The organism is Actinoplanes sp. NPDC048791 (genome assembly GCF_040650095.1).
Classification (GTDB): domain Bacteria; phylum Actinomycetota; class Actinomycetes; order Mycobacteriales; family Micromonosporaceae; genus Actinoplanes.
Map to the genome: position 1 here is coordinate 1 of NZ_JBEZGQ010001744.1, position 1,036 is coordinate 1,036.

1 protein-coding gene and 2 pseudogenes are annotated in these 1,036 nt (G+C 73.9%); 2 read left to right on the plus strand and 1 reads right to left on the minus strand.

Annotated features, from left to right (window positions below; translation table 11 throughout):
- Both AB0C29_RS50115 and AB0C29_RS50120 read left to right on the plus strand, forming a co-directional pair.
- The coding region (locus tag AB0C29_RS50115; protein WP_360835675.1) for a response regulator transcription factor at positions 1–404 on the plus strand (404 nt) is incomplete at its 5' end.
- Positions 404–775: pseudogene (locus tag AB0C29_RS50120) on the plus strand (HAMP domain-containing protein); the annotation flags it as partial. The gene AB0C29_RS50115 and the pseudogene AB0C29_RS50120, both read left to right, overlap by 1 nt.
- A 158-nt stretch (positions 776–933) precedes the next feature.
- On the opposite strand, the pseudogene AB0C29_RS50125 reads toward AB0C29_RS50120, so the two are convergent.
- A pseudogene (locus AB0C29_RS50125) lies at positions 934–1,036 on the minus strand (GNAT family N-acetyltransferase); the annotation flags it as partial.

Below are 1,036 nucleotides of genomic sequence, written 5' to 3' on the forward strand. Positions count from 1 at the left end.
CCGACCGCGTCGCCGGGCTCGACGCGGGCGCCGACGACTACCTGGTCAAGCCGTTCCACTTCGCCGAGCTGCTGGCCCGGCTGCGGGCGCTGAGCCGCCGCGAGGACAGCGGCGGATCGACCCTGCGGGTGGGTGAGCTGACGCTGGATCTCGCCGGCCACCGGGCCTGGCGGGCCACGACGCCGCTCGACCTCACCGCGCGGGAGTACTCGTTGCTGCGGTACTTCATGCACCACCCGGGCGAGGTGCTGTCGGCCGAGACGCTGCTGGAGCACGTCTGGGACGCCAACGCCAACCCGTTCACCTCGTCGGTACGGGTGATCCTCAGCCGGCTCCGCCGCAAGCTCGGCGAGCCGCCGCTGATCGTCACGGTCACCAGCACCGGCTACCGGCTGCTGCCGTGATGGACCAGGGCTGGCGGTCCTTGCGTACGCGGATCGCGGTGCTGGGGTTCCTGGCCGGCTATGTGCCCGCGCTTCTGCTGTTCGGCGTGGTCGTGGTCAGCGACGTCGAGACCGAGGCGGCCGGCGGCGGGGAGCTGGTGACCAGCGCCTCCGGGCACCGGTCGGCCTGGGTGACGTGGACGGTGCTCGCCCTGGCGCCGGTGGCCGCCGCCCTCGCCTGGGGCCTGGCCGGACGGGCGGTGCGTGACCTCGACCGGGTCCGGGCCGTCGCCGAGGACATCGGGGCCGCCGACCTGAGCCGGCGGGTCGGGCTCGACCGCGGCCCGAGCGAGGTGGTCCGGCTCGCGGCGAGCATCGACGACATGCTGGCCCGCCTGGAGCAGGCGGCCGAGACGCAGCGCCGGCTGATCGAGGAGACCAGCCACGAGTTGCGGACGCCGCTGTCGGTGCTGATGGCCAACGCCGAGGTGCTCCTGGCCCATCCCGAACCGTCGATCGAGGTGTACCGGCACGGGCTGCGGAAGACCGCGACGGCGGCCGCCAGCGCCCGTAGCTCGGGGCCTTGCTCGGCGCCCGGCAGCACGGTGAAGCCGAGCCGCTCGTAGTACGGGCCGTTCCACTGCACATCGCGG